The sequence below is a fragment of the Halomonas koreensis genome (assembly GCF_031451675.1).
In the GTDB taxonomy this organism is placed as follows: domain Bacteria; phylum Pseudomonadota; class Gammaproteobacteria; order Pseudomonadales; family Halomonadaceae; genus Halomonas; species Halomonas koreensis.
In genome coordinates, this window is record NZ_JARWAK010000006.1 from 191,434 (window position 1) to 213,366 (window position 21,933).

Genomic DNA, 21,933 nt, shown 5'->3' on the forward strand with positions numbered 1-21,933 from the left:
GATCCGCCATGTCCCGGTCGCCCATCCCGGACCCCGACTACTCGCTCCTCGAGGAGATCCTGCACAGCGCCAGCCACGGCCTCGGCGCCGCCCTCAGCCTGGCCGGCACGGCGGTGCTGCTGGTGCTGGCCGGACGCGCCGCCTCTCCCGACCTCCCCAAGGCCGTGGCGCTGGGCCTCTACGGCGCCACCCTGGTGCTGCTGTATACCGCCTCGAGCCTCTATCACGGCGTCCGCCGCCCCCGCCTCAAGCGCGCCCTGCAGACCCTCGATCACTGCGCCATCTACGCCCTGATCGCCGGCACCTACACGCCCTTCCTGCTGGTCAACCTGCGCGCCTCGGTGGGGCCGCCGCTGCTGGCCGCGGTCTGGGGCCTGGCCGTGGCCGGGATCGCCCTGCGGCTGTGGCACCCCCGGTCCCGCGGGCACCTGGCCGGCTACCTGGGCCTCGGCTGGCTGATCCTGGTCGCCGCCGAGGACATGGCCGCCGCCCTCTCGCCCGCCGGGCTCGGCCTGCTGACCGCCGGCGGGCTCAGCTACTCGGTGGGCACCCTGTTCTTCGCGATCCGCGCCATCCCCTTCAACCACGCGCTCTGGCACCTGTGCGTGCTGGGCGGCAGCGGCTGCCACTACGCCGCCGTGGTCACCGAGGTCCTGCCCTACCCGGGGTGAACGCCCGTCGATAGCCCCTCCCCATGATGCTCATAGGACATTGCTACTTTATTAACAATTAGCAGGCTATTATTATGCTCGACATCAAGCCACTCGATCCCGGAGGTCGACATGAAACGCAAGATGCTCGTCGCCAGCCTGATGCTCGCCGCCCTGCCCCTGGCCGCCCAGGCCGACAACGCCGCCCAGCGCGCCCTGGCGCTCCACCAGGAGCCGCTTTCCGAGGCCGCCGCCACACCCGCCGACGACGCCCACCCCGCCGAGGTGCACGCCGCGGCCCTGGGCGGCAGCGAGGCCATGGCCCAGGCCCGGCTGCGCCTCGACGCCCGGGCGCCGGAAACCCATATCGCCGCCGGCGGCGATGCCACCCGGCTCGGGCGCCTGGCCACCCAGGGCTGAGCAACGCCGCCGGGGGCTGCCCCCGGCGGTGTCGCGTCAGGGGCGGACGCCCCCCCGACCGACGAAATCCCCGAAACGCGAACGCCCCCGGCCGAGGCCGGGGGCGTTCGCGTGGAAGGGCGCAGAGGGCGCCGGGGTGGATCCCGCGGGGGTGGTCAGTCCCGCGCCAGCCCCGCCTGCGGGGGCATCCGCCAAAGGCGGCGCAGGGTCACGGCGGTAACGACCAGGGCCGCGGCGCCGGCGGCCCCGCCGATCAGGGCGCTGCCGGACAGCCCGGCGACGAAGAACGCCAGGATGCCGGCCAGGCCCGCGGTGATCGCGTAGGGCAGCTGGGTGCGCACGTGATCGATGTGGTCGCAGGCGGAGCCGGCCGAGGACAGGATGGTGGTATCCGAGATCGGCGAGCAGTGGTCGCCGAAGATCCCGCCGCTGAGCACCGCGGCGATGGCCAGCGACAGCGACAGGTCCATGGCCACCGCCACCGGCATGGCGATGGGGATCATGATGGCGAAAGTGCCGTAGGAGGTGCCGGTGGTGAAGGCCACCAGGGCGCCGATCAGGAACAGCAGCACCGGCACCAGGCTCGGCGAGATGCTGGCCTCGGCCAGGGTCACCAGGTAGTCGGCGGTGCCGAGCTCGGAGGTCACGCTGCCGATCGACCAGGCCAGGGTCAGGATGATGTAGACCAGGGTCATGCTCTTGATGCCGTCGACCACGATCTCCATGGCCTCGCGGAAGTCGAACAGCTTCTGGGTCATGCCCATGATCAGCCCCACTGCCACCGCCACGAAGGTGGCGATCAGGATCGACTGGCCGCCGTCGGCCTGGCCCACGGCGGTCACCAGGTCGTTCTCGGGGTAGTTGCCGGTCCACAGGAACAGCGGCGGGATCATGCCCACCAGCACGCCGATGGGCACCAGCATGTTGCGCTTGCGAGCCTGGTGCTCGGGCACCGAGGCCATCTCCTCGACCTCATGGCCGGAGGGCGGGTTGGCGCCCTCGGCCATCACCTCGCCGGTGGTGCGCGCCCGCGCCTCGGCCCGGGCCATGGGACCGAAGTCCCACTGGGTGACGACCATGAACACGATCAGCCCCAGCGCCAGCCAGGCATAGAAGTTGAGCGGGATCGACGACAGGTAGATCAGGTACTCGGAGCCGCTGGCGTCCATCTCGGCCAGCTGGGTGCCGATCAGGCCCATCACGAACACCACCCAGGTGGAGACCGGGCCCAGCAGGCACATCGGCGCCGAGGTGGAGTCGACGATATAGGCCAGCTTCTCCCGCGAGACGCGCATGCGATCGGTGATCGGGCGCATCACGCTGCCCACGGTCAGGGCGTTGAAGTAGTCCTCGAAGAAGATCAGCACGCCCAGGCCCAGGGTCGCGCCCTGGGCGCCGCGCCGGGAGGCCACCCGGGCGGAGATCGCGCGGGCGATGGCCTGGGCGCCGCCGGTGCGCTGCAGCACGCCGATCAGCACGCCGAACAGGCCGCAGTAGATCAGCACGGTGACGCTCCACTCGTCGCCGACGCTGGGGATGATGAAGTCGCCGAAACTGTCGTAGAGGCCGGCCGCGGGGTTGCCGCCGGCCAGCATGGTGGCGCCCAGCCAGACGCCGCAGAACAGCGCCGGGATGACGTTGCGCGTCGCCAGCGCCAGCACGATGGCCAGCACGGGCGGCAGCAGGGAAAAGGCTCCGAATGACATCAGGGGGAATCTCCAGATAATTCTTGTCGGTCACCACCGGCATGCCCGGGGGCCCCGCATCGCCGTTGCCCGGCCGCCTCGTGAGCGGCCACTGCGGCGAGCAGCCGGGCATCCTAGGGGCCCCGGGGCGATCCGGCAAGGGCGATGTCACATCCCCACAAGCCGCGGCCGGAATGCCGCAAGCGCCGCGACCCGGCGCCTGGGGGAAAAGCTCTGGAAATTCAGCGAGTAAGGAGAAAGCCGTCGGGAGGTGCCAGGCTCAAGCCGCGGCGGACCGCGCCTTGCGGATGCGTTCGTAGGCGCTGCCGATCTCGCTGGTGCGCTCCTTGGCCACCTCGCGCATGCTCTCCGGCATGCCCTTGGCGGCGAGCTTGTCGGGATGGTTCTCGCTCATCAGTCGCCGGTAGGCCTTCTTGATCTCGGCGTCGCTGGCCTCGGGGGTCACCCCCAGCACCTGGTAGGCGTCCTCCAGGGAGGGGCCGGACTCGCCCGCGGCCTCGGGGCCGCCGCGCAGCATGGCCTCGACCTGGGCGATCTCGGCCTCGGAGCAGCCCAGGCCGCGCACCACCCGCATCAGCATCTCGCGCTCGGCGGGGTGCAGCTCGCCGTCGGCGGCGACCGCGGCCAGCTGCACCTGCAGGAACAGCTGGCGCAGGGCGGGCTGGCTGCCGGCGATGCGCCGCACCCGGGCCAGTTCGGCGTCGAGGTCGAAGTCCGGGCCCTTGCCCCGGGTGAAGTCGGCGCGGGCCTGGGCGCGCTGAGCCTCGTCGAGGCGCAGGCGATCCCAGAGCTTGCGCGAGGCCTCCAGCTCGTCCTCGGAGACCCGGCCGTCGGCCTTGCACAGGCAGCCCATGACCGCGAAGGTCGACTCGAGGAACTGGGCCTGGGCGCCGACCAGGCGCGCCACCAGACGCTTGCGCAGGCGGTGGACCAGCCAGTAGCCCAGGCCGCCGCCGATCAGCAGCCCCAGGGGGCCGCCGACCAGGAATCCGATGAAGGCGCCGATCAGGGTGATCAACAACATGGCGTCGCTCCGTGTGATGGGTCGGGTCAGTCGGCGGCCAGCCGGTCGCGGATGGCGGCCTCGATGCCGGCGGCGTCGAGGCCGCACTCGGCCAGCAACTCGGCCGGCTTGCCGTGCTCGACGAAGGCGTCGGGCAGGCCCAGGTTGAGCACCCTCACCGTCCGGCCTTCCGCCAGCAGCAGCTCGTTGACGGCGCCGCCGGCGCCGCCGGCGACCACGTTCTCCTCCAGGGTCACCAGCAGGTCATGGGCCTCGGCGGCGGCCAGCACCGCCTCCCGGTCCAGCGGCTTCACCGAACGCATGTTCAGGTGGCTGGCATCCAGACGCTCGGCGACCTCGGCGGCCGGGCCGTTGAGGCTGCCGAAGGCCAGCAGCGCGACCCGCGGCCCCTCGCCGCCGGCCCGACGGCGCGTCTGCGCCTCGCCGATCGGCAGCGGCTCGAGATGCTCGGGGATGGCCGCGCCCGGGCCGGTGCCGCGGGGATAGCGCACCGCCGCGGGGCCGGGATGATGGTAGGCGGCGCTGAGCATGGCCCGGCATTCGGCCTCGTCGGCCGGCGCCAGCACCACCAGGCCCGGCACGCAGCGCAGGTAGGACAGGTCCAGGGCGCCGTGGTGGGTGGGGCCGTCCTCGCCCACCAGACCGGCGCGGTCGATGGCGAAGGTCACGTCCAGGTCCTGCACCGCCACGTCGTGGATCAACTGGTCGTAACCGCGCTGCAGGAAGGTGGAGTAGATGGCCACCACCGGCTTCATGGCCTCGCAGGCCAGGCCGGCGGCCAGGGTCACCGCGTGCTGCTCGGCGATCGCCACGTCGTGATAGCGCTCCGGGTATTCCTGGGAGAAGCGGATCAGGTCGGAACCCTCGCGCATCGCCGGGGTGATGCCGATCAGCCGCTCGTCGGCCGCCGCCATGTCGCACAGCCAGTCGCCGAAGACGTTGCAGTACTTCTTGGGCTTGGGCCCGGACGGTGGGGCCGGCTTGAGCGGCGGCGGGGTGTCGCCGTTCTTCTCCAGCTTGGTGATCGCGTGGTAGCCGATGGGATCGGCCTCGGCGGGCAGGAAGCCGCGCCCCTTGCGGGTCTTGACGTGGAGGAACTGCGGCCCCTCCAGGTCGCGCATGTTGCGCAGGGTCTGGGCCAGGGTCGCCAGGTCGTGGCCGTCGATGGGGCCGATGTAGTTGAAGCCCATCTCCTCGAACAGGGTCGCCGGGCTGACCATGCCCTTCATGTGCTCCTCGGTGCGCCGCGCCAATTCCAGGGCGCCGGGCAGGTGCGAGAGCACCTTCTTGCCGCCCTCGCGCATGCTGGTATAGGGCTTGCTGGCGAGGATCCGCGCCAGGTAGCTGGCGATGCCGCCGACGTTCTCGGAGATCGACATCTCGTTGTCGTTGAGCACCACCAGCAGGTTGGCGTCGACGTGGCCGGCGTGGGCCAGAGCCTCGAAGGCCATGCCCGCGGTCAGCGCGCCGTCGCCGATCACCGCGCAGGCCCGGCGCTTCTCGCCCCGGGCGCGGGCCGCCAGCGCCATGCCCAGCGCCGCCGAGACGGAGGTGCTGGAATGGCCGACGCCGAAGGTGTCGTACTCGGACTCGGCGCGCCGCGGGAAGGCCGCCAGGCCGCCGTACTGGCGGATGCCGGTCATCGCCTCGCGGCGGCCGGTGAGGATCTTGTGGGGGTAGGCCTGATGGCCCACGTCCCACACCAGGCGGTCGTGGGGCGTCTCCAGGGCATGGTGCAGGGCCACGGTGAGCTCCACGACGCCGAGGCCGGCACCGAAGTGCCCGCCCGAGACGCCCACGCTGTAGAGCAGGTAGGCGCGCAGCTCGTCGGCCACCTGAGCGAGCTGGGCGTCGTCCATGGCCCGCAGGGCGGCCGGCGTCTCCAGGGTGTCGAGCAGAGGCGTCGCCGGACGCTCGACCGGAATGTCATCGAACAGCTTCATGGGGACTCTATCTGTCGGGGCAGCCGGCGCCGCCGGCTTCCTCAGTGGTCACGCTCGATCATGTATCGGGCCAGTTCAGCCAGCGGGTCGGCGGCCGCGCCGAGGGGCGCCAGGGCGGCCACGCCCTCCTCGACCAGCTCCCGGGCCTTGCGTCGCGCCCCCGCCAGCCCCAGCAGGCTGGGGTAGGTGGGCTTGTCGCGGGCGGCATCGGCCCCGGAGGCCTTGCCCAGGGTGGCGGTGTCACCGGTGACGTCGAGGACGTCGTCGTGGACCTGGAAGGCCAGGCCGATGGCCTCGGCATAGCGTTCCAGGGCCGCCAGCCGCGGGTCGTCCTCGGTCACCGCCACCAGGCCGCCCAGGCGCACCGCGGCGCGGATCAGCGCGCCGGTCTTGTGGCGATGCATGGTGGCCAGGGCGCCGGCGTCGGGATGGCCGCCCACCGCCGCCAGGTCCAGCGCCTGGCCGGCCACCATGCCGTCGCGGCCGGCGGCCCGGGCCAGGGTGCCGATCATCGCCGGCAGGCGCGGGTGGGCGGTGGCCGCCAACACCTCGAAGGCCAGCGCCTGGAGGGCATCGCCCGCCAGGATGGCGGTCGCCTCGTCGAAGGCGCGGTGCACCGTGGGCTGGCCGCGGCGCAGGTCGTCGTCGTCCATGGCCGGCAGGTCGTCGTGGACCAGCGAGTAGGCATGGATCAGCTCCAGGGCCGTGGCCGGCGCGTCCAGGGCCTCGTCGGCGGCGCCCAGGGCGCGGCCGGCGGCATAGACCAGCACCGGGCGCAGCCGCTTGCCGCCGACCAGCACCCCGTGGCGCATCGCGGCCTCGAGGCGCGGCGACGGGGCCTCGCGGGTCTCGAAGAGCGTCTCCAGGCCGGCGTCGACCCGGGCCCGATCGGCGGCCAGTCGCGCCGCCAGGCTATCAGCGTTCACCATCGTCCTCCGCGGGCGGGGCGAAGGGCTGCAGGTCGATGCCGCCGCCCTCGCCTTCGGTCAGGGTGCGTACCTTGAGCTCGGCCTCGTCCAGGCGCTGCTGGGCGTCCCGGGTCAGGCGCACGCCCTGCTCGAAGGCCTCAAGCGACCCCTCCAGGGTCAGCTCGCCGGACTCCAGCCGCTCCACCAGCGCCTCCAGACGCTCGACGGTGGCGGCGAAGTCCGCCGGCGCCGCCTCGCCCTCGGGCCCTGTGTCCTGTTCCGCCATGGCCTTCCTCGTCGGTCGCTCTCACCACGAAGGCGACAGTATACACGCTCCACCCCCCGGGTCGTCTGCCCCGTCGGGGTGGCGGCCGCCGCCGGCCCCGGCCCTCCGCCGACCCCGGCCCTCCGGCGGCCCCTGCATGCAGCCGGCTCATGCCTGCAGCGCAGCAATTTCATCCTGGCGACGCCCGGCTGTGGTAGCATATGGGGCCTCTTTCGAGCCGGCACCGGCCCGGGCCTCCGCGACCTGGCGGGTTCCATCGCTCACCCACCTGAACCGCAAGCGGCGCGCACCGACACCTAAAGGGGTTGATTCGACCATGGCCAAGACGTCCCTGGACAAGAGCAAGATCAAGATCCTGCTGCTTGAGGGCATCCACCAGAGCGCGGTGGACAACTTTCTCAACGCCGGGTACACCAACATCGAGCACCTGCCGACCTCGCTGGACGAGGCGACGCTGATCGAGAAGATCCGCGACGTCCACTTCATCGGCCTCCGCTCGCGTACCCAGCTCAACGAGCGCGTCTTCGCCGCCGCCGAGAAGCTGGTGGCCGTGGGCTGCTTCTGCATCGGCACCAACCAGGTCGACCTCGATGCGGCCCTGGCCCGCGGCATCCCGGTCTTCAACGCCCCCTACTCCAACACCCGCTCGGTGGCCGAGCTGGTGCTGGCCGAGTCGATCATGCTGCTGCGCGGCATCCCCGAGAAGAGCGCCAGCGCCCACCAGGGCGGCTGGATGAAGTCGGCCAAGAATGCCCACGAGGCCCGCGGCAAGACCCTGGGCATCGTCGGCTACGGCAGCATCGGCGCCCAGCTCTCGGTGCTGGCCGAGTCGCTCGGCTTCGACGTCATCTACTACGACGTGGTCACCAAGCTGGGCATGGGCAACGCCCGCCAGGTGGGCAGCCTCGAGGAGCTGCTGGCCCGGGCCGACATCGTCAGCCTGCACGTGCCGGACCTGCCCTCGACCCGCTGGATGATCGGCGAGGAACAGATCGCGCTGATGAAACCGGGCAGCATCCTGATCAATGCCTCCCGGGGCAGCGTGGTGGTCATCGAGGCCCTGGCCGAGGCCCTCGAGGCCGGCCGCCTCAACGGCGCCGCGGTGGACGTCTTCCCGGTGGAGCCCAAGGGCAACAACGAGGAGTTCGTCAGCCCGCTGCGCGGCCTGCCCAACGTCATCCTCACCCCGCACATCGGCGGCTCCACCCTGGAGGCCCAGGAAAACATCGGCATCGAGGTCTCCGAGAAGCTGGTGACCTACTCCGACAACGGCACCACCATCACCTCGGTCAACTTCCCCGAGGTCGCCCTGCCGGCCCACCCCGGCAAGCACCGCCTGCTGCACATCCACGACAACGTCCCCGGCGTGATGTCCGAGATCAACCGGGTGCTGTCCGAGAACGACATCAACATCCTCGGCCAGTACCTGCAGACCAACGAGCGCATCGGCTACGTGGTCATCGACGTCAACAAGGACTACGGCCCCAAGGCCCTGGAGGCCCTGAGCCGGGTCGACCACACCAAGCGGGTGCGGGTGCTCTACTCCGAGTCCAGCTACGAGGGCTGAGGCCGCCGCGACCGCCCGCCCCCGGCTCAACCGACCGCCGCGTCATCGACGCGGCGGTTTTTTGTGCCCGCAGCCGGCCTGACGCCGGGCGCGGCCCTCACGCCCCTGAGACCGTCAGGGGCGGCGGGCAAGAAAACGCCTTGACAGTCGCTCGAAAGGCTCGCACTTTGTACACAATCCTTGATTCAACCTCGGCACATCTGTCGTACACATAATTACAAAGGCACCTGAACCAAGGCTCTGGTCCGACGCGAGACTTGGGTAACCCTTTGTCCACCATGCCGCCCGAGGCGGCCTCACGGGAGGACAATCATGACCGAGAACGCCCAGACCCTGTGGATCCGACAGCCCCGCGCCTGCAGCGAGCCCGCCGCCGCCGGGGGCGTGGTGGTCCGCGACTCGCGCATCGTCGAGGCGGTGCCGGCGGGCGGCACGCCCCGGACGCCCGTCGACGCGACCTTCGATGCCTCGGCGCACGTGCTGCTGCCGGGCCTGGTCAACACCCATCACCACTTCTACCAGACCCTGACCCGAGCCTACTCGCCGGCGCTGAACAAGGAACTCTTCCCCTGGCTGACCACCCTGTACGACGTCTGGGCGCACCTCACCGAGGAGCAACTGGCGGCGGCCAGCGAGCTGGCCATGGTGGAGCTGCTGCTGTCCGGTTGCACCACCGTGGCCGACCATCACTATGTGTTCTCCGGGGCGCTCTCGCAGGCGATCGACGTCCAGGTGGCCACCGCCCGGCGCCTCGGCGTGCGCGCCGCCCTGACCCGCGGCTCGATGAGCGTGGGCCGCGACGACGGCGGCCTGCCGCCGCAGTCGGTGGTGCAGGACGAGCGCACCATCCTCGACGAGAGCGCGCGACTGATCGACGCCTATCACCAGCGCGGCGAGGGCGCCATGACCACCATCGCCCTGGCCCCCTGCTCGCCGTTCTCGGTGAGCCGCGAGCTGATGCAGGAGAGCGCCCGGCTGGCCGAGGCCAAGGACGTGCGCCTGCACACCCACCTGGCGGAGACCGCCGACGAGACCGCCTACTGCGAACGGCTGTTCGGCATGCGCCCGCTGGACTACCTGGCGGCCACCGGCTGGCTCTCCGAGCGCACCTGGCTGGCCCACGGCATCCACTTCGACGACGAGGAGGTGGCCCGGCTCGGCGCGGCCGGCACCGGCATCGCCCACTGCCCGTCGTCGAACATGGTGCTGGGCTCGGGCCTGTGCCGCACCCTGGAGCTCGAGGCCGCCGGCTGCCCGGTGGGCCTGGCGGTGGACGGCTCCGCCTCCAACGATCACTCCAACCTCGCCGAGGAGATGCGCCAGGCGCTGCTGCTGGGCCGGCTGCGCTACGCGCCGAGCCGGGTCACCCATGACGACGTGATCCGCTGGGCCACCCGCGGCTCCGCCGCCTGCCTGGGGCGCGACGACATCGGCGGCCTGGCCCCCGGCCAGCAGGCCGACCTGGCGCTGTTTCGTCTCGACGAGCCGCGCTTCTCCGGCGCCGAGAACCCCCTCGCCGCCCTGCTGCTGTGTGGCGCCCATCGCGCCGACCGCGTGATGGTCGCCGGGCAGTGGCGGGTCACCGAAGGCCGGCCGGTGGGCGTCGACCTCGACGCCCTGCTGGCCCGACACGACGCGGCCGCCCACGCGCTGCGAAGCGCCGGCTAGGCCGACGATCACCGGGTTTCCAACAACGACAACAGGAGACGCCCAATGTCGACACCCGAAAGCGCCGCCGAAGGCGGTACCCCCAAGGTGCGCAGCACCCACGACGTCAACGCCATGCCGCCCCTGGGGCGGGCCATTCCCCTGGGCCTGCAGCACGTCCTGGCGATGTTCGTGGGCAACGTCACCGTGCCCATCATCATCGCCGGCGCCGCCGACCTGCCCGAGGACCAGACCGCCTTCATGATCCAGGCGGCGATGTTCGTGGCCGGGGTGGCGACCCTGGTGCAGTCCCTGGGCCTCGGCCCCATCGGCGCCCGCCTGCCGATCGTCATGGGCACCAGCTTCGGCTTCGTGCCGGTGCTGATCCCCATCGCCGTGGGCATGGGCCTGCCGGCCGCGCTGGGCGCGGCCCTGTGCGGGGGCATCGCCATGGCCCTGGTGGGGCTCTTCCTGCCCTGGGTGCGCTTCCTGTTCCCACCGGTGGTCACCGGCACCTTCGTGATCATGCTCGGCACCCTGCTGATGCCGGTGGGCTTCGCCTACGCCGGCGGCGGCTTCGGCGCCGAGGACTTCGGCGCCCTGCACAACGTGCTGCTGGCCGCCCTGGTGCTGCTGATCACCCTGGGCCTGCACCAGTTCGGCCGCGGCATCTGGTCCGAGGCCGCGCCCCTGGCGGGCCTGGTGATCGGCTATGTCACCGCCATGGTCTTCGGCCTGGTGGACTTCGGCCAGATCGCCTCCGCCGACTGGGTCTCGCTGCCCATGCCGCTGACCATCGGCCTGGAGTTCCATCTCGCCGCCATCATCCCGGTGGTGCTGCTGGCCGTGGTGACCTGCGCCGAGTCGATCGGCGATATCGTCGGCACCACCGCCGGCGGCCTGGACCGCGAGCCCACCGCGAAGGAGCTCTCCGGCGGGGTGATGGCCGACGGCCTGGCCAGCGTCTTCGCCGCCGTCTTCAACGCCTTCCCGCAGATCAGCTTTAGCCAGAACGTCGGCATGGTGGCCCTGACCGGGGTGGTCAGCCGCTTCGTGGTGGCCATCGGCGGCGTCTTCCTGCTGCTCGCCGGCCTGCTGCCCAAGCTGGGCGGGCTGATCTCGAGCATCCCCAATGCCGTGCTCGGCGGCGCCGTGCTGATCATGTTCGGCATGATCGCCAGCGCCGGCATCAAGATGCTCTCCCATGTGGCGTTCAACAAGCGCAACATGGTGATCATCGGCGTCTCGCTGTCCGCGGCCATCGGCCTGCCCGCCCAGGAGGGCCTCTACGCCGGCCTGACCGAGAACGTCCAGGCGATCATCGAGTCCGGGCTGATTCCGGGCGCCATCTGCGCCATCGTCCTCAACCTGGTGCTGCCCAAGCACGACCGCAGCTTCCGCGACGACGTCTGAGTCGCCCCGCCGACCGCCCCGTCCGGGGCGGTCAGAAGCAGGTGGCCAGGACCTCGAGCACCTCGAGGTCCTGGCTCACCCGGCACAGTTTCCGCCACTTGTCGAAGGTCAGGCAGGGGTGGGAGATCCCGAAGGCCACCACGTCCCCCACCGCCACGTCCTCGGCGCCGTCCGGCAGCGCCACGAAGGCGTGCTGGTCCATCAGCCTCGTCACCCGCCAGCCATCGACGCCCAGGGGCGCCGTGGGGCTGCCGCCCTCCCGGTAACGGCGCAGCGGCACCGGCGGCCGGTCGCCGCCGACGTCGCGCCGCCCCAGGGCGACGATGGCCAGGCCCGGCTCGGGCAGCGACTGCACCTGGGCGACGACCTCCAGGGCCGGCCGCAGCCCCTCGGCGAACTCGGGACGCCGCGCCAGCAGCCGGGCCTGGGCCTCGCCGTAGAGCCCATGATCGTGGGTCACGTAGCAGCCGGGGCGCATCACCCGGCGGACTCGCTCGTCGAGCCCGGCGTCGCGGAAGGCCTCGGCGATCAGGTCGTGCCAGGCGGAGCCGGAGGCGGTGACCAGCGGCCGCGCCACCGGCAGCCGGCCGGCATCGTCCAGCGCCCGCAGGGTGGCGACCAGCGCCCCGGCATAGGCGCTCACCGCCGGGGCCGGATCTCGACCGGCCTCGGCCTGGACCATGCCCTCGTAGCCCTCCACCCCGGCGAGCACCAGCGCCGCTTCCCCGGCCACCGCCTCGGCCAGCGCCATCACCTGGTCGCGGTCGCGGCAGCCGCAGCGCCCGCCGGGCACGCCCAGCTCGATCAGCACCGGCAGGCGCAGGCCCCGCTCGCCGAAGAAGGCCCCCAGCGCGCGGACATTGGCGATCGAGTCCACCAGCACGTAGCACTCGGCGCCGGCCGTCAGCAGCTCGGCGACGATCGCCATGTTGGCGCGCCCCACCAGCTGGTTGGCCAGCAGCAGCCGCGTCACGCCGTGGGCGAAGGCCGCCCGGCACTGGGGCGCGGTGGCCAGGGTGATGGCCCAGGCCCCGGCGGCGAGCTGGCGGCGAAACAGCGCCGGCGCCATGCTGGTCTTGCCGTGGGGCGCGAGGCTCGCCCCGTGGGCATCGCAGAAGCGCTGCATCCAGGCCAGGTTGTGGGCCAGGCTGGTCTCGTGGAGCACGGCGGCGGGCAGGCTGACGTCCTCGAGCAGCCGCGGGCCGGTCTCGGGCAGGCCCTTGTCCAGGGGCGGGTCGGTCGGGGGCATGGGGCACTCCGGTGGCGATTCATGGGTCTCGTCCCAGCCTACGCAAGGGCCGGACGCCGACACCAGGCGGGGTCTCCCCGAGGGGTTCTTTGGAAATCATTTCCGAAAGCAAGACAGACTTGCCGCGACGCGGTATGCTGATCATTGGTGAGTCAACGACGCGGGAGATCAGGCAGTGAGTGAAGGCAAGCGCAGAACGGCGGGACGCCCGGCATCCGGCAAGAGCAGCGGCGGCCACAGCCAGTCCCTGGTGCGCGGGCTCAACCTGCTGGAGCGGCTGGCGGCCAGCCCCGGCGGCCTGGCATTGTCCGAGATCGCCGAGCAGTCCGAGCTCGCCCCCTCGACGACCCACCGGCTGCTCCAGGCCCTGCAGAGCCAGGGCTATGTCACCCAGGACAACGAGCTCGGCGTCTGGAAGATCGACGTCAAGACCTTCCGCATCGGCAACAGCTTCCTCGAGGCCCGCGACTTCGTGGGCAGCAGCCGGCCCTTCCTGCGCCGGCTGACCGCACAGACCGGCGAGACCGCCAACCTGGGGGTGCGCGACGGCAGCACCGCGGTGTTCCTGGCCCAGAGCGAATCGCCGCAGATGATGCGCATGATCACGCGCCTGGGCTCCCGGGCCCCGCTGCACGCCTCGGGCGTGGGCAAGGCGCTGATGGCCTGGCTGCCCGACGACGAGCTCGAGCGCGTGCTCGACGAGCGCGGCCTTGCCCGGGTGACCACCAACACCATCCACGACACGCACACCCTGCGCGAGAGCCTGGCCGAGATCCGTCGCCAGGGCTACGCCTGCGATCGCGAGGAGCATGCCATCGGCCTGCACTGCGTGGCCGCCTGCATCCACGACGAGCACGGCACCCCGCTGGCCGCCATCTCGGTCTCCGGCCCCATGGCGCGGATCCCCGAGACGCGACTCATCGAGCTCGGCGAGCTGGTCCGCGATACCGCCGAGGAGATCACCGCCCGGCTCGGCGGCCGGATCCCCGCCCACGACGAGGCCCTGGCCTGAGGCGTCGCCCGGCCGCCGCGCCGGGCTCCCTTCCGCTTGCCTACTCCAGCCGCGCCAGCTGACGCTCCAGCCGGCCCATGACGTCGAGCAGCTCGCGGTACTCCGCGACGCTCAGCGGCGCCACCAGTTCCGCCTCCCAGGCCCGCGCCTCGGGAATCAGCTCCGCCAGCAGCGCCCGGCCCGCCTCGGTGAGGCGCAGGTCCTGGACCCGCTGATCCCGGGGCGAAGGGCGACGCCGGATCAATCCCCGCGCCTCCAGCGCCTGCACCGCCCGGGAGACCTTGGCCTTGTCCATGCGGGTGGCGTCGCGGATCTCCTTGGCGGTCAGCTCCTCGCGGTGATGCAGCCAGGCCAGCACCCGCCACTGGGCCACGCTCAGGTCGTGGCGGGTCTCGTAGAGGCGCGCCAGGGCCTGGCTGATGCGATCGGCCAGGTGGTTGAGGCGGTAGGGCAGGAAGCGTTCCAGGTCGAAGTTCGACGCTGAGGCGTCATCGGCGCACATCGCGGTCTCTCGTTTCGGGATCGGGGCGATGGTTGCATATGAAACCAACAGGGTCTAGCATCGCCCATATAGTTTCATATGAAACCATAAACCCCGGGAGGTCGCACAGAATGACAACACCGCTCGACTACCAGCAGGGCTTTCGCAACCACTTCGCCACCGAGGCCCTGCCCGGCGCCCTGCCGGACGGCCAGAACTCGCCCCAGCGCTGCCCCTACGGCCTCTACGCCGAGCAGCTCACCGGCTCGGCCTTCACCGCGCCGCGCCACCACAACCTGCGCTCCTGGCTGTACCGCATCCGCCCCTCGGTGGCCCAGGGCGGCTACCGGCGGCTGCCGGATGCCACCATGGCCACCGCGCCTGCGGCGGGGCCGGCGGACCCCAACCAGATGCGCTGGGACCCGCTGCCGATCCCGGAGGCTCCCACCGACTTCGTCGACGGCCTGCTGACCGTGGCCGTCAACGGCGACGCCGGCGACCAGACCGGCTGCGGCGTGCACGTCTTCGCCTGCAACCGCGACATGACCGAGCGCTTCTTCTACGACGCCGACGGCGAGCTGCTGATCGTGCCCCAGCTGGGCACCCTGCGGCTGCGCACCGAGCTCGGCGAGCTGGAGGTGACCGGCGGCGAGATCGCGGTGATTCCCCGCGGCATCAAGTTCCAGGTGCGCCTGGCCGCGGGCAGCGACGCCGCCCGGGGCTACGTCTGCGAGAACTACGGCAGCCCCCTGGAGTTGCCCGGCCTGGGGCCCATCGGCGCCAACGGCCTGGCCAACCCGCGGGACTTCCTGACCCCGGTGGCCGCCTACGAGGACCAGAAGGGCGACTTCGAGCTGGTGGCGCGCTTCTCCGGCGCCTTCTGGGCCGCCCGCCTGGATCACTCGCCGCTGGACGTGGTGGCCTGGCACGGCAACTACGCGCCCTACAAGTACGACCTGGCTAACTTCAACACCATCAACACCGTGAGCTTCGATCATCCGGACCCGTCGATCTTCACCGTGCTGACCTCGGCCTCCGACACCCCGGGGATGGCCAACATCGACTTCGTGATCTTCCCGCCGCGCTGGATGGTCGCCGAGGACACCTTCCGCCCGCCCTACTTCCATCGCAACCTGATGAGCGAGTTCATGGGCCTGATCCACGGCGAGTACGACGCCAAGGCGGAGGGCTTCGTGCCCGGCGGCGCCAGCCTGCACAACTGCATGTCGCCCCACGGCCCGGACGCCGAGACCTTCGAGAAGGCCTCGAACGCGGAGCTGACGCCCCAGTATCAGGGCAACACCCTGGCCTTTATGTTCGAGAGCCGCTACGCCTTCCAGCCCACCGAGACGGCCCTGAACGCGGACTTCCGCCAGCGCGACTACGTCGACGTCTGGGCCGGGCTGGATTCCCACTTCGATCCGACGTCACGATAAGACAACCGTGCCACCCTCCCGGGGATGATGAGCGCCGGGGACAAGACGAAGCGAGGGTCTTTTGCCAAGGATGGCAAAAGTAGCGCCCACGGAAGGGTTCACAGCGCCCTCGCGCAGGCTTGGCGACGGAATAGCTCATCCCGTTCATCTCAGTGTGCGACATGCTCTGAGCCCCGGACGCCACGAACCCTCTGACACCGAAAGGACCGACATCATGAAACTCGCCACCCTGAATACCGGCCGCGACGGCGAGCTGGTCATCGTTTCCCGCGACCTGAGCCGCGCCGTGCGCGCCACCGAGATCGCCGCCACCCTGCAGCAGGCCATCGAGAACTGGGACGAGCTGGCCCCGCGCCTGGAAGAGCGCTACGCCGAGCTCAACGAGGGCCGCGCCGAGGGCGCCTTCGACCTCGAGGTCGAGAGCCTGCATTCGCCGCTGCCGCGCAGCTACCACTGGGCCGACGGCTCCGCCTACCTGAACCACGTGCAGCTGGTGCGCCAGGCCCGCGGCGCCGAGATGCCCGAGACCTTCTGGACCGACCCGCTGATGTACCAGGGCGGCGGCGACCGCTTCCTGGCCCCCACCGAGCACATCGAGGCGGTCAGCGAGGAGCACGGCATCGACTTCGAGGGCGAGCTGGCGGTGATCACCGACGACGTGCCCATGGCGGTGACCCCGGAGCAGGCCGCCGGCCACATCAAGCTGATCATGCTGGTCAACGACGTCAGCCTGCGCGGCCTGATCCCCGGCGAGCTGGCCAAGGGCTTCGGCTTCTTCCAGGCCAAGCCGGCCTCCAGCTTCTCGCCGATCTGCGTGACACCGGACGAGCTGGGCGACGCCTGGCAGGACGGCCGGGTCCACCTGCCGCTGACCGTGCACCTCAACGGCGAGAAGTTCGGCGAGCCCGAGGCCGGCCCGGACATGGTCTTCGGCTTCCCCGAGCTGGTGGCCCATGCGGCGAAGACCCGCTACCTGGGCGCCGGCGCCATCGTCGGCTCGGGCACCGTCTCCAACCCCGACGCCGACGGCGGCCCGGGCAAGCCGATCGCCGACGGCGGCGTGGGCTACAGCTGCCTGGCCGAGGTGCGCATGGTCGAGAAGATCCTGCACGGCGAGATGCAGACGCCCTTCATGCGCTTCGGCGACCGGGTGCGCATCGAGATGTTCGACCGCCAGGGCAAGAGCATCTTCGGCGCCATCGACCAGCGGGTCGTGAAGCACGAGGCACGGTGAGGAGGCCGGCATGACGACGCTCTACGGTTACTTCCGCTCCTCGGCCGCCTACCGGGTTCGCATCGTCCTCAACCTCAAGGGCCTGGACTACGACCAGGCCCCGGTGAACCTGGTCCGGGGCGAGCAGCGCGACGACGCCTACCGGGCCCGCAACCCCCAGGGGCTGGTGCCCAGCCTGGTCACCGACGATGGCGTGTCGCTGACCCAGTCGCTGGCGATCTGCGAGTACCTGGACGAGCGCCACCCCGAGCCGCCCCTGCTGCCGGCGGATCCGGCGGGGCGCGCCCGGGTGCGCGCCCTGGCCCAGCTGGTCGCCTGCGAGATCCATCCGCTGGACAACCTGCGGGTGCTCAAGTACCTGACCGGGGAACTGGGGGTGGACGAGGCGACCAAGATGACCTGGTACCGCCACTGGGTCCACGAGGGCTTCGCGGCGCTGGAAGCCATGCTCAGCCGCGAGGCCGGCAGCGGCGACTTCTGCCATGGCGACGCCCCGACCCTGGCGGATGCCTGCCTGGTGCCCCAGGTGTTCAACGCCGAACGCTTCGAGTGCGACCTGGACGCCTATCCGCGGATCCGCCGGATCGCCGCCAACGCCCGGGCCCTGGACGCCTTCCGCCGGGCGGCCCCGAGCGAGCAGCCCGACGCCGGCTGAGGTACAATAAGCGGGCTAACGGAAGACGCCGAGCGTGGCGACAGCGGCGCCCGGCGTCGTTGGCGTCCCTTCACCCACCGAGGAACCGCCGTGCTGAGCCCGACCTCTCCCGTCACCGTGGCCCTGCTCGCCGCCCTGACCGCCCTGGGCCCGCTGGCCACCGACATGTACCTGCCCGCCATGCCGGCCATGGCCGAGGCCCTGGGCACCGGCCCCGACCGGGTTCAGCTGACCCTGAGCGTCTACATGGCCGGCTTCGCCGTGGCCCAGCTGCTGGTCGGCCCGCTCTCGGATCGCGCCGGACGCAAGCCGGTCATGGCGGCGGGGCTGGGGCTCTTCATGGCGGCCAGCCTGCTGTGCGCCCTGGCCCCGAGCATCGAGATCCTGCTGGTCGGCCGCTTCCTGCAGGCCCTGGGCGGGGCCGCCGGCCCGGTGCTGGCCCGGGCCGCGGTGCGCGATATCCACGGCCCGGTGGAGGCGGCGCGCATCCTCTCCTACATGGCCAGCACCATGGCCCTGGCACCGGCCCTGGCGCCGGTGGTCGGCGCCGGCCTGCTGCTGGCGTTCGGCTGGACCGCGGCGTTCTGGCTGCTCACCCTGTATGCCGCGGCCATGCTGGCCCTGGTGCTGGCGCGGCTGCCCGAGAGCCTGCCCGAGGCCCGGCGCCAGTCGATCCGCCCCCTGGCGCTGCTCGGCACCTTCCGCCGGCTGCTCGGCCAGCGGCGTTTCGTCGGCTACACCCTGACCAACGCCTGCGCCTTCTCGGGCCTGTTCGCCTACCTCTCCGGCTCATCCTTCGTGCTGATCGACTTCATGGGCGTGGCCCCGGCGCACTACGGGCTGCTGTTCAGCCTGGTGGTGCTGGGCTTCTTCGTCGGCTCGATGACCAGCGGCCGCTACAGCCGGCGGCTGGGCCGCGAGCGGCTGATCGCCCTCGGCACCCTGTGCTGCGCCCTGGGCGGAGGCGGCATGGCCGCGCTGTCGCTGGCCGACGTCTTCTCCCCCTGGGCGGTGGTGCCGCCCCAGATGCTGTTCATGGCCGGCTTCGGCATCGTCATGCCCCAGACCATGGCCGGCGCCCTGGCGCCCAACCCCGACTGCGCCGGCACCGCCTCCTCGCTGTTCGGCTTCCTGCAGATGGCCATCGCCGCCCTGGGCGGCGCCCTGGTGGGCCAGTTCCACGACGGCACCTCCCACAGCATGGCGGTGGCCATCGGGCTGTCCGGCGCCCTGGCGCTGCTCTGCTACCTGGGCCTGGCCCGCCCCTCGGCGCGGCCGCATGGCGATGCCGCCACGCTGGAGGCGCGCCGGGGCTGAAGCCGGCGCCCACGGAGAGTAAGATAACGGCCGTCCCCACCGCCAGCCGAGGCCCGCGATGCATTCCCACCTGCTCTCCATCGATTCCCTGTCACGAGACGCTATCGATCATCTGATGCGCGTCGCGGCGCGCATGGAGCCGATCGCCCAGCGGCGCAAGGTCACCCGGGTGCTGGAAGGCGCGGTGCTCGGCAACCTCTTCTTCGAGGCCAGCACCCGCACCCGGGTCAGCTTCCACGCCGCCTTCTCCCGCCTGGGCGGCAGCGTCTGCGACACCACCGGCTTCACCTTCTCGTCCATGGCCAAGGGCGAGTCGCTGTACGACACCAGCCGGGTGATGAGCGGCTACTGCGACGCCATCGTGATGCGCCACCCCGAGCAGGGATCGGTGGCCGAGTTCGCCCGCGCCACCAACGTGCCGGTGATCAACGGCGGCGACGGGCCCGGCGAGCATCCCAGCCAGGCGCTGCTCGACCTCTACACCATCGACAAGGAGTTCGCCCGGCGCGGCAAGCGCCTGGCGGGGGCCCACATCCTGCTCACCGGCGACCTCCGCTACGGCCGCACCGTGCACTCGCTGATCAAGCTGCTGGCCCGCTACGGGCCCATGCGGGTCACCCTGGTGGCGCCGCCGGGGCTGGAGATGCCGCACTCGCTGATCGAGCGCGTGGCGAACCAGGGCCTGGACGTGCAGGTCCGCGAGAGCCTGGCGGACGACTTCTCCGACGTGGACGTGGTGTACACCACCCGCATCCAGAAGGAGCGCTTCACCGCGGAGATGACCGAGGGCTTCAGCCTGTCCCGGGACTACACGGTCGACAAGGCGTTCATGGACCGGCGGGTCAACGACCACGCCATCGTCATGCATCCGCTGCCCCGGGACAGCCGGCCGGACGCCAACGACCTGGACGTCGACCTCAACGGCGACCCGCGCCTGGCGATCTTCCGCCAGACCGACAACGGCATCCCCGTGCGCATGGCGATCTTCGCCACCCTGCTGCAGGTGGACGAGCTGATCGAGAAGGATCTGCGCGACGTGCCCTGGTTCGTGCCCAAGACCGTCGGCGTGGACGACGCCCCCCTGTGAGGGGCGCCGGACGGGCAGGCATACCGCGACACGGGCCGGCGACCGCCGGCCCGTGTCGTCGGGGCGAGGGGCATCAGCTCCGGGGCGGCAGCCCCTCGGCCCGGGCCAGCCAGGCCTCGAGGATCAGCACCGCGGCCAGGCCGTCGACGCTGTCCTCGCGGTAGTTGCCGCGATGGCCGGCGTCCCGGGCGATGGCCTTGGCCTCGCGGGTGGAACCGCGCTCGTCGGCCATCTCGCAGGGAATGCCGTAGCGGCCGAACAGCCGCTTGCCGAACTTGCGGGCGCGGGTGCTCATCACGCTCTCGCTGCCGTCCATGTTGAGCGGCAGGCCGACCACGAACAGGTCCGGCCGCCACTCGTCCACCAGCCGCGCCACCCGCGACCAGTCGGGGATGCCGTCCCGGGCCGGCAGCGGGTCCAGGGCCCGGGCGCTGGCGGTCAGCTCGTTGCCCACCGCCACGCCGATGCGACGGGTGCCGAAATCGAAGCCCAGGATCAGGCGCTGGCCGCTCATCGCCGCCTCCGGGCCGCGCAGGCCGCTCCCTTCATATCAGGAATGCCCCGCTTCGCGGGTCATCAGGTTCAGGTCCACGCCCAGCAGGTTGGCGCTGGCGGACAGGCGCTGCTCCGGCGCCACCTCGAAGAGGATGTCGGCGCGCCCTTCCACGGTCAGCCAGGCGTTGTCCTTGAGCTCGGTCTCGAGCTGGCCGGACTCCCAGCCGGCGCAACCCAGGCAGACCAGGAACTGCTCGGGACCGCGGCCGGCGGCCAGGGCCTCGAGGATATCCATGGAGGTGGTCAGGGCGATGTCGTCGGCCACCTGCAGGCTGGAGTCCCAGTCCTGGCTGTCGCCGCGATGCAGGATGAAGCCGCGATCCTTGTGCACCGGGCCGCCGTAGTAGACCGGGGCGTTGAGGTGCGGGCTGCCGGCGCCTTCCAGCTCGAGCTGCTCGAACAGGGCGTCCAGGGTCAGCTCCAGGGGCCGGTTGACGATCACCCCCATGGTGCCCTTGTCGTCGTGGTCGCAGAGGTAGCTGAGGGTGCCGGCGAAATTGGGGTCTTCCAGGTGCGGCATCGCCATCAGGAAGTGGTGTTTCAAGCTTTGCATGGGACTCCCCAGCGGAACACGGCGCGCCGCGGGCGCGATCCGGAAAGTGTCTGCGCGCGCCGGCCGCCGCGCTCGGGCGCCGGACGAGGCCGGCGGCACCCCGGGAGGGGCCGCGCGGCGAGCGTCGGGGCCGGCGTTGCAGGGCGGGGCGGCGGGAGCTAGCGCACGCCGTAATGATTGCCGTCGCCGAACCGCCAGATGCGGGAGATGGACAGGCTGTCCAGGTCGCCCATGCCCGCGTCGAAGGGACGATAGGGCGCGGCGCCGTGGACGGTTTCCAGCGCCGCCTGGTCGAGCTCGGCATGTCCGGAGGATTGTATCACGTCCGCTCGCCGCACCTGACCGTCGCGGCCGATCACCACCCGGATCCGCAGCTGCCCCTCCAGGTGCGGCGGCGCCGGATGGACGCGGTTGCCGTAGCGCTCGACGCGGCGCGTCCAGTCGTCGATGTAGCGCGCCTCGGCGGCGCGCCGGGCGGCCGGCCGGGCCTCGCCCGGGGCGTCCCCGGCATGGTCGGCGGACAGGCCCTGCTCGCGGATGCTGGCGGTGGCCTGGGCCATCAGGTCACGACCGGAGGCGGACGGGGCGGTGGCCGACGGCGGCGCCGGCGACGCGGCCGGCTGCGGGGCGCTGGGCCGGGGATCGGGGGTGACGGTCGCCTCCCGGGCCCGCTCGACGGCGGGCGCGGCCGTCTCATCCGGCCGCGCCTCGGGGGCGGAGCGGGCGGGGGCCTCGGGCTCGGCCGGGGTGGCCGGATCCACGGCGGCCTCGGCGGCCTGCTGCGCGGGCC

At 71.6% G+C, this 21,933-nt stretch carries 21 protein-coding genes; 11 read left to right on the top strand and 10 right to left on the bottom strand.

The features are described from left to right. Positions 1-8 precede the first annotated feature (8 nt). Both trhA and QC818_RS09100 read left to right on the top strand, forming a co-directional pair. Positions 9-671 (top strand): PAQR family membrane homeostasis protein TrhA, encoded by a 663-nt coding sequence (gene trhA, locus QC818_RS09095; protein ID WP_309652534.1) that lies wholly within the window; start codon positions 9-11, stop codon positions 669-671. Between the two features lie 111 nt (positions 672-782). Next, positions 783-1,070 carry a hypothetical protein gene (locus QC818_RS09100; RefSeq protein WP_309652535.1) on the top strand — a complete coding sequence of 96 codons (288 nt, stop codon included), beginning with the start codon at positions 783-785 and terminating at the stop codon, positions 1,068-1,070. Positions 1,071-1,225: 155 nt separating this feature from the next. Here QC818_RS09100 and QC818_RS09105 read toward each other — a convergent pair whose 3' ends face one another. The 5 genes from QC818_RS09105 to QC818_RS09125 form a co-directional block, all read right to left on the bottom strand. After that, on the bottom strand, positions 1,226-2,776 hold the full coding sequence (locus QC818_RS09105; protein WP_309652536.1) for a Na+/H+ antiporter NhaC family protein: 1,551 nt from the start codon (positions 2,774-2,776) through the stop codon (positions 1,226-1,228). Between the two features lie 259 nt (positions 2,777-3,035). Then, complete coding sequence (gene djlA, locus QC818_RS09110) at positions 3,036-3,800, bottom strand: co-chaperone DjlA (RefSeq protein WP_309652537.1); 765 nt, start codon at positions 3,798-3,800, stop codon at positions 3,036-3,038. A 26-nt stretch (positions 3,801-3,826) separates the two neighbouring features. Then, positions 3,827-5,743: a 1-deoxy-D-xylulose-5-phosphate synthase gene (gene dxs, locus QC818_RS09115; protein ID WP_309652538.1), complete on the bottom strand. Its 1,917-nt coding sequence runs from the start codon at positions 5,741-5,743 to the stop codon at positions 3,827-3,829. A gap of 41 nt (positions 5,744-5,784) precedes the next feature. After that, positions 5,785-6,672, bottom strand: a complete 888-nt coding sequence (ispA, locus tag QC818_RS09120) for a (2E,6E)-farnesyl diphosphate synthase (protein ID WP_309652539.1) — start codon at positions 6,670-6,672, stop codon at positions 5,785-5,787. Then, positions 6,659-6,937: an exodeoxyribonuclease VII small subunit gene (locus tag QC818_RS09125; protein WP_309652540.1), complete on the bottom strand. Its 279-nt coding sequence runs from the start codon at positions 6,935-6,937 to the stop codon at positions 6,659-6,661. The genes ispA and QC818_RS09125 overlap by 14 nt, the downstream gene beginning before the upstream one ends. Positions 6,938-7,253: 316 nt before the next feature. Between QC818_RS09125 and serA the strand changes: the two genes are divergently transcribed. From serA to QC818_RS09140, 3 genes are all read left to right on the top strand, one after another. Further along, positions 7,254-8,504 carry a phosphoglycerate dehydrogenase gene (gene serA, locus QC818_RS09130; protein ID WP_309652541.1) on the top strand — a complete coding sequence of 417 codons (1,251 nt, stop codon included), beginning with the start codon at positions 7,254-7,256 and terminating at the stop codon, positions 8,502-8,504. Between the two features lie 312 nt (positions 8,505-8,816). Further along, complete coding sequence (locus tag QC818_RS09135; RefSeq protein ID WP_309652542.1) at positions 8,817-10,172, top strand: 8-oxoguanine deaminase; 1,356 nt, start codon at positions 8,817-8,819, stop codon at positions 10,170-10,172. A 45-nt stretch (positions 10,173-10,217) separates the two neighbouring features. Further along, positions 10,218-11,564 carry a uracil-xanthine permease family protein gene (locus QC818_RS09140; RefSeq protein WP_309652543.1) on the top strand — a complete coding sequence of 449 codons (1,347 nt, stop codon included), beginning with the start codon at positions 10,218-10,220 and terminating at the stop codon, positions 11,562-11,564. A 31-nt stretch (positions 11,565-11,595) separates the two neighbouring features. Here QC818_RS09140 and QC818_RS09145 read toward each other — a convergent pair whose 3' ends face one another. Then, entirely contained in the window at positions 11,596-12,813 is a 1,218-nt protein-coding gene (locus QC818_RS09145; protein WP_309652544.1) for an amino acid deaminase, read from the bottom strand. Positions 12,814-12,988: 175 nt separating this feature from the next. On the opposite strand from QC818_RS09145, the gene bhcR reads away from it, so the two are divergent. After that, positions 12,989-13,825: an HTH-type transcriptional regulator BhcR gene (bhcR, locus tag QC818_RS09150; protein WP_309652545.1), complete on the top strand. Its 837-nt coding sequence runs from the start codon at positions 12,989-12,991 to the stop codon at positions 13,823-13,825. A gap of 40 nt (positions 13,826-13,865) precedes the next feature. On the opposite strand, the gene QC818_RS09155 is transcribed toward bhcR, so the two are convergent. Continuing rightward, positions 13,866-14,327 carry a MarR family winged helix-turn-helix transcriptional regulator gene (locus QC818_RS09155; RefSeq protein ID WP_309652546.1) on the bottom strand — a complete coding sequence of 154 codons (462 nt, stop codon included), beginning with the start codon at positions 14,325-14,327 and terminating at the stop codon, positions 13,866-13,868. Positions 14,328-14,437: 110 nt separating this feature from the next. Between QC818_RS09155 and hmgA the strand changes: the two genes are divergently transcribed. The 5 genes from hmgA to pyrB all read left to right on the top strand — a co-directional run bounded on the left by hmgA (position 14,438) and on the right by pyrB (position 20,035). Continuing rightward, entirely contained in the window at positions 14,438-15,742 is a 1,305-nt protein-coding gene (hmgA, locus tag QC818_RS09160) for a homogentisate 1,2-dioxygenase (RefSeq protein WP_309652547.1), read from the top strand. A 214-nt stretch (positions 15,743-15,956) separates the two neighbouring features. Then, positions 15,957-16,976 (top strand): fumarylacetoacetate hydrolase family protein, encoded by a 1,020-nt coding sequence (locus QC818_RS09165; protein WP_309652548.1) that lies wholly within the window; start codon positions 15,957-15,959, stop codon positions 16,974-16,976. A 10-nt stretch (positions 16,977-16,986) separates the two neighbouring features. Beyond that, the gene (maiA, locus tag QC818_RS09170; protein WP_309652549.1) at positions 16,987-17,631 is read left to right on the top strand and encodes a maleylacetoacetate isomerase; all 645 of its coding nucleotides are present in this window, start codon (positions 16,987-16,989) and stop codon (positions 17,629-17,631) included. A 90-nt stretch (positions 17,632-17,721) separates the two neighbouring features. After that, the gene (locus tag QC818_RS09175) at positions 17,722-18,948 is read left to right on the top strand and encodes a multidrug effflux MFS transporter (protein ID WP_309652550.1); all 1,227 of its coding nucleotides are present in this window, start codon (positions 17,722-17,724) and stop codon (positions 18,946-18,948) included. Between the two features lie 58 nt (positions 18,949-19,006). Further along, a complete protein-coding gene (gene pyrB, locus QC818_RS09180) occupies positions 19,007-20,035 on the top strand; it encodes an aspartate carbamoyltransferase (protein ID WP_309652551.1) in 1,029 nt (342 codons plus the stop codon). A gap of 73 nt (positions 20,036-20,108) precedes the next feature. On the opposite strand, the gene ruvX is transcribed toward pyrB, so the two are convergent. The 3 genes from ruvX to QC818_RS09195 all read right to left on the bottom strand — a co-directional run. Further along, positions 20,109-20,549 carry a Holliday junction resolvase RuvX gene (ruvX, locus tag QC818_RS09185; protein WP_309652552.1) on the bottom strand — a complete coding sequence of 147 codons (441 nt, stop codon included), beginning with the start codon at positions 20,547-20,549 and terminating at the stop codon, positions 20,109-20,111. Positions 20,550-20,585: 36 nt separating this feature from the next. Next, positions 20,586-21,143 (bottom strand): YqgE/AlgH family protein, encoded by a 558-nt coding sequence (locus QC818_RS09190; protein ID WP_309652553.1) that lies wholly within the window; start codon positions 21,141-21,143, stop codon positions 20,586-20,588. A 158-nt stretch (positions 21,144-21,301) separates the two neighbouring features. Then, positions 21,302-21,933, bottom strand: a 632-nt coding sequence (locus tag QC818_RS09195) for an energy transducer TonB (protein ID WP_309652554.1), incomplete at its 5' end; no start/stop codon positions are given.

Bases quoted from the DNA above. Each gene is read 5' to 3' on its own strand.
- ispA (WP_309652539.1), bottom strand. From the start codon at position 6,672: ATGGTGAACGCTGATAGCCTGGCGGCGCGACTGGCCGCCGATCGGGCC.
- pyrB (WP_309652551.1), top strand. From the start codon at position 19,007: ATGCATTCCCACCTGCTCTCCATCGATTCCCTGTCACGAGACGCTATC.
- serA (WP_309652541.1), top strand. From the start codon at position 7,254: ATGGCCAAGACGTCCCTGGACAAGAGCAAGATCAAGATCCTGCTGCTT.
- QC818_RS09190 (WP_309652553.1), bottom strand. From the start codon at position 21,143: ATGCAAAGCTTGAAACACCACTTCCTGATGGCGATGCCGCACCTGGAA.
- QC818_RS09125 (WP_309652540.1), bottom strand. From the start codon at position 6,937: ATGGCGGAACAGGACACAGGGCCCGAGGGCGAGGCGGCGCCGGCGGAC.
- QC818_RS09155 (WP_309652546.1), bottom strand. From the start codon at position 14,327: ATGTGCGCCGATGACGCCTCAGCGTCGAACTTCGACCTGGAACGCTTC.
- QC818_RS09135 (WP_309652542.1), top strand. From the start codon at position 8,817: ATGACCGAGAACGCCCAGACCCTGTGGATCCGACAGCCCCGCGCCTGC.
- dxs (WP_309652538.1), bottom strand. From the start codon at position 5,743: ATGAAGCTGTTCGATGACATTCCGGTCGAGCGTCCGGCGACGCCTCTG.
- maiA (WP_309652549.1), top strand. From the start codon at position 16,987: ATGACGACGCTCTACGGTTACTTCCGCTCCTCGGCCGCCTACCGGGTT.
- QC818_RS09140 (WP_309652543.1), top strand. From the start codon at position 10,218: ATGTCGACACCCGAAAGCGCCGCCGAAGGCGGTACCCCCAAGGTGCGC.
- hmgA (WP_309652547.1), top strand. From the start codon at position 14,438: ATGACAACACCGCTCGACTACCAGCAGGGCTTTCGCAACCACTTCGCC.
- djlA (WP_309652537.1), bottom strand. From the start codon at position 3,800: ATGTTGTTGATCACCCTGATCGGCGCCTTCATCGGATTCCTGGTCGGC.
- trhA (WP_309652534.1), top strand. From the start codon at position 9: ATGTCCCGGTCGCCCATCCCGGACCCCGACTACTCGCTCCTCGAGGAG.
- QC818_RS09105 (WP_309652536.1), bottom strand. From the start codon at position 2,776: ATGTCATTCGGAGCCTTTTCCCTGCTGCCGCCCGTGCTGGCCATCGTG.
- QC818_RS09165 (WP_309652548.1), top strand. From the start codon at position 15,957: ATGAAACTCGCCACCCTGAATACCGGCCGCGACGGCGAGCTGGTCATC.
- QC818_RS09100 (WP_309652535.1), top strand. From the start codon at position 783: ATGAAACGCAAGATGCTCGTCGCCAGCCTGATGCTCGCCGCCCTGCCC.
- QC818_RS09145 (WP_309652544.1), bottom strand. From the start codon at position 12,813: ATGCCCCCGACCGACCCGCCCCTGGACAAGGGCCTGCCCGAGACCGGC.
- ruvX (WP_309652552.1), bottom strand. From the start codon at position 20,549: ATGAGCGGCCAGCGCCTGATCCTGGGCTTCGATTTCGGCACCCGTCGC.